Source organism: Candidatus Firestonebacteria bacterium RIFOXYD2_FULL_39_29, from assembly GCA_001778375.1.
Taxonomy (GTDB): domain Bacteria; phylum Oederibacteriota; class D2-FULL-39-29; order D2-FULL-39-29; family D2-FULL-39-29; genus D2-FULL-39-29.
The window spans coordinates 62,411-69,915 of record MFGV01000018.1; the positions used below are offsets into that span (position 1 = coordinate 62,411).

General features: G+C 41.7%; 4 protein-coding genes. All 4 read right to left on the minus strand.

All coding sequences use genetic code 11. The features are described from left to right. Window positions 1-173: 173 nt before the first annotated feature. The 4 genes from A2536_02830 to A2536_02845 all read right to left on the minus strand — a co-directional run bounded on the left by A2536_02830 (window position 174) and on the right by A2536_02845 (window position 7,385). Complete coding sequence (locus A2536_02830) at window positions 174-1,001, minus strand: hypothetical protein (protein OGF47691.1); 828 nt, start codon at window positions 999-1,001, stop codon at window positions 174-176. Between the two features lie 158 nt (window positions 1,002-1,159). Then, a complete protein-coding gene (locus tag A2536_02835) occupies window positions 1,160-3,274 on the minus strand; it encodes a hypothetical protein (protein ID OGF47692.1) in 2,115 nt (704 codons plus the stop codon). Between the two features lie 74 nt (window positions 3,275-3,348). Continuing rightward, a complete protein-coding gene (locus A2536_02840; protein ID OGF47693.1) occupies window positions 3,349-5,061 on the minus strand; it encodes a hypothetical protein in 1,713 nt (570 codons plus the stop codon). A gap of 86 nt (window positions 5,062-5,147) precedes the next feature. Beyond that, on the minus strand, window positions 5,148-7,385 hold the full coding sequence (locus A2536_02845) for a hypothetical protein (protein OGF47694.1): 2,238 nt from the start codon (window positions 7,383-7,385) through the stop codon (window positions 5,148-5,150). Window positions 7,386-7,505 lie beyond the last annotated feature (120 nt).

The window sequence follows — 7,505 nt, forward strand, 5'->3', positions numbered from 1 at the left end:
AGGCCATCCTTAGTATTGACAATTGACGATTTACGATTGACAATTTAATGTAGTATTATTTATAATGCACTTGTTAAATTAGCTTTACAAGTTCGTGATATTAAATTCAATTCGGCGAATCGTTTCATTTCGCCTTCCTAAAATTGTCAATTGTAAATCGTCAATCGTAAATTTCATTTGATTAAGTAGTCCTTAATCATCTTAAACTTCAGACTCCAGGTATCGGCTATTAATACAGGAATGAGGTAGCCGTAGAAAGCAGACCTTTTATCGTATTCTATTTTTAAAGCCGACTCCAGATTATATTTGATCAGTTTATCCGCAAGCCCTGTACTTATATTATACTTTAATCCTATGTTGTTTTGCCAAAGTTTACCGCAGAGCTCTACGGGTAAAAACACAGCTCGGAAAACCCCTTTTTTCTTTGCGAGGGTTTCTACTTTTTCCATGTTAATTCTCTTGGTCTTTAAAAACTCATTAATATCAACGAGTTTTGAGATATCGTAAAAAGAATGGGTCATGGAAGCATGCAGACAAAGATGGAGCAGATTATATTCGCAATTCAGAACTCTAACTTTTTGACCTCCGATTTTCACCTTTGCCGTATGTAAAAGTAACTCTTCGACCGGCAAAATATTTTTCAGCACTCCCAGTTCGCCGGCCAGCTCCACTTCAAGCCCGTTTACATCAGTCATCACGGTCACAGTTTTGTTAGATTTTTTCTTATCTTCCCTGAAACCCTCTTCATACAGGGACCGGACGGCTGCCAAACTGTCTTTTTCCGCCACAATAATATCTATATCGCTCAAATATCTGGCACCCGCGGGATAAATATCAAAAGCAAGGTAACCACCCTTTAATACCGCGTAATTTATTTTTTTATTATTTAAAGCCTTTACTATTTTCGGGAACTTCCTTTGGAAATACAGGAACCGGTTTTTCTCCCTCTTTTTTAACTTCTCCAAAACCAGGCGGTTTTTTCTGCTGATACGTAGATTCAAAGTTTTAACCGCTTTTGAAATATAAAAACCAAGCCAGTGCGCTTCAGCCAGAGCAATTATTTTTTTCCAGGCAAGCTTGTGCGGCTTACAACCGCCCGGTAGTTCCGGTTTTGACAGAACAAAGGTATCTATGGCAAACTTCTCTTCTTTGAGTATCTTCAGCTCCCCTTCTTTAGTTTTTCCAGATATTTTAAAGCAATCTTGTTCGACGGGTCCAGACCAAGAGCTTTTTCAAGTTCAAGCTCCGCCAATTTGGCCTTTCCCTGTTTAAGATGAAGCACAGCCAGCCCTATAAGCGCGTTTATATTTCCCGGCTCCAGTTCAAGACCTCTGCACAAATTATATTCCGCTTTTGCTAGATCGCCTTTTTCTGACTGTACAACACCCAGATTAGTATAAGCTTCGGCAAAACCGGGCCGCATTGAGACCGCTTCTTTAAAATAGTTTTCAGAGGCTGCAAAGTTCTTCTGTTTATATGAAGCAATACCCGCGCTTAACAACGTAAACGCATTTTTATATTTCCCCGCAAAATCCAAGGCTTCGCGGTAAAGCCCTGTTTCTGTAAGCTTTCTTGAGACATTCCCCGTAAAATAATCCAGTTCTCCCGCTCTTTCCGCAGAAAGGAGAAAGTATTTGACGGCCCGGTCTTTATCTTTAAGGTTATTATAATACTCCGCCCGAAAATAGAAGTATTGCGCGGAAAGATCCCGGAGAAGATAATCGCTAAATTTTTCTATTTTATCAAAATCCCCGTATGAAGACCAGAGCCGGTCTATTTCCGTTTTTCCGGAAGCCGGTCCTTCCGCAAGATACAGCACACCTTTGGGTACAGAAGCAATACCTGAGTTCGAGAGATAACTTCCGAGCGTAAAATATGTTTTTCCCGGAAAATTCCGGAGAAGATCCATTTGCACGGTACTTCTTACGCTGTTTTTTTCAACGTCAGAAAGCCGTACAAAGTCCTCTCCATAAATATTCTTAAAAATACAACCGATGTCATCATAGATAAAGAGATCAGTTCTGAGTTTTTCAACTTTATTAAGATATACCAGGGGAAACATGATATTGTCGCCGTAGCAAAAGAGCAGGGAACCTTCAGGCAGGGTCTTAAGTACATTTACATTAAAATTATACGCAAGTTCTGTTTTATCTAAACGCGCAGTATTTACGCCGGAGACCGCAACCGGAAGAAGGAATACGGAAAAAATAAGTAATGCCGGTAATTTGTTTTTCTCATAGAGAAAAACAAAGCCGGCAAACACAAGGATGGCTATACCCAGAAAGGACAGCATGCAGAAAACTTTAAATGTTTCAATATTTTTGTAATCCGTATCCGTGTTAAGTACCAACAGAAGAATTAGACCTGAAAAAACCAGAAAAATAACGGGTAAGAGTAATATGTTCTTCTTTTTATACAGGCAATAAACCCCTAGAACAGCTGCCAGAAGGAAAGCATAATATTCTTTGAACACCAGTTCAAAAAATACCGCTATTTCTGCAAACGCGCGGTTAAAAGAAAAAGCATTTGCGGTTAACGCCCCGTACTGTCCTCTGACTATATGATATACCGTTCTTTCAATGTTATGCGGATTACCCCAGTTAATCAGTGGATTTGCAGAAGCCCTTACAGGCAAATACAAATACAGAGCTCCCGCAACCATAACCGTTATCACGGAAAAAACCAGAGTTTTTATAAACCAACCGTCTTTCCTGTCCGTTATGATCAAATAAAACACAACCGGCACCAGAAAAAGTGACGTATGATGATTGGCAAGCGCCAGTCCCATAAAAAGACCCGCCAAATATAGAAACCTGATATTTTTTTTATAGGAATATTTTAAGACTGCAATTAATAAAAGAACTGCAAGAAAAGCGTTAAGCGTGTAGATCCCCCCCTTGGCCTGCAGGGCTTGCGAAAAATATACGGTTCCTAAAGCAAGCGTGACCGAGGAAAATAGTGCAGGGAGCGCATATTGCCTGCTAAAAAGAGAATTAAGCAGAATAAATAATACCGTACAGGCGAGGGAACCAAAAAATACCGCCATAATATTAACCCGGAAAGCGATACTTGCCAGAGGCAGAAACGTGAACAGTTTGCCAAGAAGCGTAAAAAGCGGATACCCCGGAGGATGCGCAATCCCGAGTCCGTAGCAGGCGGTTATCAGCTCACCTGAATCACCCACATAAACCGTAGGGCAGACAAAGGGCAAAAATACAGTCAATGTAATAAAAAAAACAAAAACTGCGGTATACTTAAAATATTTGACTCCCATCAATCAGGCTTTCCCTTTTTTCTTGAGTTTCTCCGGATAGAGATTGTTTTCCCCGTTAACTTTAATCCAAGCACTTATTTTACAGTAAATCTGCCGGAATGTTTACTGTTGATCTCATAAATGTACCTGCCGGCAGACACCGTATTCCCCGAGCTGTCTTTTCCGTCCCACACTTTAACATTATTTAAGACTTTGACTAAATCTCCGGAAATAGAATATATCCTGATGATAGAATTATCCGGAAAACCGGAAAATCTTAAGGGTTCCTTCACTAAGTCCACAATATCCTTTTCCACTCCAACCGTATTTTCTTCTTTTGCTGTCCTTTCCGCCTTAGAGATTGGCGGACTGCCCGCCAAAGAACCGGCGGACAGGCTATGCACTTTCCCTTTTTTATTTCCTTTTTTTTCTGCGTTTTCTGTAATTCCTGCACCTGCTTTTCCTGCTTCACTTGCTGCCCCTCCCAGTCTCGCCGTAAAGGAAATTCTGTGCGTAACCCCGAGATCCCCGAAAGGAACAAAAGCATAATCAAGCTGGTAGTCTGAAATCCGGATTCCAATCCCCGCCGTCAGACCGGACAGTTCCCCCAGTTCATTACCGTTAAATCTATAACGATATCCAATCCTTGGAAAAAGAAGATTATCATAATTATATTCCAACCCTGCCGAGAACTTTGTAAAGTTATCAATCGGCTGATTAATATCAAAATCTCCGGTGAGATTAACCTCGGGAATTTTAAATCCAACCCCTACTTTAATATTTAGCGGCAACCAGTAGGAGGTTTCCCGTATAGAAAGATGCGGTCCAAAGTTTTGTATTACCATTCCAATGTTAACATTTGGAACAATCTTATAAATTGCGCCGACATCTAAAGCAATTGTAAAACCGCCGTATATATCAATGCTTTCATAGACACCTTTAATATTTGCACCAAGTGTCCAGGATTCATCCAGCTTTGACGAATATGAAGCAACAGCCAGGATATCATAAGCCCCAAATGTTCCTTCCGGCAAAGAAGGACCGTCCTCCGGATTTTCCATAACCGTACGCCTTTCTATCCCTGCTAAATACAAGCCTCCCAGGGAAAAAGCACAAACACTCTTTGCATCAAGGCGAAGCGCGGCGGAAGCATATTCATACCTGATATCCTGAAACCATTCGGTATGCATAGCTGTAAACTCATTACTTGTCAAATTATTCAATCCTGCCGGATTCCAATAAACAGCATAGACATCATCCGCAATACCCGCATAGGATTCACCCATTCCGATAGCACGCGCACCCAAGCCTATTTTAAGGAAAGAAGCTGAGGTCTTGCCGGCATTGGGGTGAATCTCGGCAGCAAAAACAGTAGAAACAGCAAGTACAGCAGAAACAGCTAAGAACAGAATAAAAAAGGAATTATTTGTTTTTTTAATATACTGTCGTTCTTTGACGGCAGCCATTAAGGAACAAATCATCTTCCAAATCTCATCACAAAGATTAACAAGCTCATCATGGATATTTTCTTCAACAAGACTCTTCTCAAAAGCAAAGTCAAGTAAATACCTTACCTCTGCCGACGATCTCATAGATACATTCAAAAACTGAACAAATTCTTTCGGATGCAAAGCAGCATTGCCTTCAGCAATGTTTGTAGGAACAGACAAAGCCGCCCGACGCAACTGGCTAGTAAGGTCAAACATATATTTCCTCGGAAACTCATCTGTAATATCGTAAACCTTTAAAGCCAGACTATGTGCTTTTACCCATACTTTCAACTTTCTGTAATCATTAGCATTTCCCATATACCCCGCCCTTGTTTTTTTCTAAGTTCCTAATCTTTTCCTTTTCTTGCTGTATTTACTGTTCTTGCTTTGTTTGCTGTACTTGCTTAATGCACCACGGCCATCTTCTTCGTGACATATTTTCTTTCACCATTAACTTTTGAGATAGCTTGGAGTTTGAAGATATAGACTCCGCTGGCATAGTCCTTAATGTTCCACGGGATGTCAACCCCATTCCCACCGAAACCGTTTCCTTTTAATTCTGCTACAATCTCGCCCGCGATATTAAATACGGACACCGTAATATCCGCATCCGCGCCGAGATAGCATTTAAAATAAGTAATATCACCGAGCGCAGGATTCGGGTAAACATATACCGTATCTTTATTTATAAGTTCCGCAACACCAGGTTTATACTCGAAGATCCTATAAACTGAAAAGTGAGAGACCGTTGCAATCACATAATTCTCCTCGGTATTCGGTTTGGAAGTATTTACCACACTCCACTTCAATTTTGACGTATCCCAGACCGCAATTCTTAGATTTGTTTCTGATTTCCCCGCCACTTCAACATCCGCGTAAGGGATTTTTATAGTTACTTTTTGTTTAAAAACAGCATTCGCAGCTTTCGTAAGAGTAAAGGATCTTGCAACCTCCGTCGGCGTAAAATTAGACGGGTAAGCGGAATTTGCATAGACCACAGGTTTATCAATAGTCACCGTATCATCTTCTGTCAAAGCTCCGGGGTCGAAAACAACTTCCGTACCGTCCGGAGAAGTTACAGTACCTCCGATTGCGGCACTTATTGTACCGGCAGTTATCACGTTGTTAATGAAAAACCCTATGATTGCCCTGCTATTTAAGGAAGTGCCGTCATCCACGGTAAGCCGCAGTTTATACTCCCCCTCAGGGAAGCCGCTCGTTACAAGACTCACGAGGTTATTAACCGCAGGCAGCGTTGTGCTCTCGCCTGCTTTTACCCAGGCAGCGGTATTGCCCAGGCTGTACTCTACGGTATATTTATTGAACTGCGCATTTTCTATTACACCCTTTAGCATTACCTGCCCTTTTACGGTCGCGCCGTCTTCCGGATAAGTAATTGCAGAAACTTTTGCTGCTTTAAAAGCGTATAGTGTCCCGTCCCCGGTTTCTCCGCAACCCACATAAACCCAGCCGTTTGCAACCGCCGGGGTAGAGAGTATAGGAGCTTCAACCGTTTTAGTTTCCAGAATATCACCATTAATATCAACTGCATAAAGTTTACCTTCAGTAGACCCGGCATAAATAACTCCGTTTGCCACAACAGGAGTGGAAACAACACCGGTGGTAGAGGCATTGCCGAGAGGAACAGGTGCCATATTTGTAACCCCGCTTGAATTCAAAGAATATAGTTTTGCAGGTGTGATTCCGCTGACAAAATATATTGAGCCTTCCGCCTCAGTAATAGAAGATACCAGCGTAGGCAAAGCAGGCGCCGAACCAAAATCGTTTAAAACCCAACCCGGCTTTGGAGTCCCGTCGCTATTAAGTAAGAGCGCATGAACTTTTCTATCATCGTTTCCTCCTGCAAAATAAACGACGTTACCGTCATTTGAGACACAGGGTGTCGCAAGAAATACCCCGCCCGCAGTCGGAAAGAACCATTTCACCTCTCCTGAATAAGCATCAAGCGCGTACAAACACCCGTCATTGGCCCCGACGTAAACAACACCGTTATATACCGCCGGCGAAGAGTAACTGTACTGCCCGATGGGTTTTGTCCAAGCCATAGACCTTGTTGAAAGATTAAAACAATAGATGTATTTATTGGGATAACCTGTTGCGCCGTACATATTGCCGTTATAAATAACAGGAGAAGCACAATCGGTACTGCCAATATTATAAGTCCATTTAATTTCTCCGGTTTCGGCATCAAACGCATAAAGATTACCGTCCTGGGAAATGACATATATCCTGCCTGCATCCGCCAGAGGTGAAGAAACTATTTTGCCATCTGTTGAATACTGCCACTTTACTTCGGCGGTCAGTGAATCAGCCGTCATAGCATACACATCACCGGCATCATTGGCGAAGTACACCGCCCCGCGATAAACTATAGGCGAAGAAACTATTGCACCCTGTGTTGTGTAAGACCATTTCAAGGTAAGAGCCGGATAGGCCTGTTCAGTAACCGCCCCCGACCGCTTTGAGTCCCGCTTGAAAGCCCGGAAATCAGCAGAAAAAGCAGAAGAAGCAAGGAAAGCACAGAAAGAGAAAACAGCAAGGAAAGCAAATACAGAAAGAAAATGTTTAAAAATAGATTTCTTTCTAAAATCTCTTAAACTTTCATTTAGTTTTTTCTTCATTTTGATCTCCATTTTTTTACTTTTCAGCTGCTTTTTCTGTATCTACTGTTGGTGCTTTACTTTCTGTTTTTGCTTTACCTGCTTTTCCTGTCCTTGCTGTCTTTGCTTTACTTGCTTCTT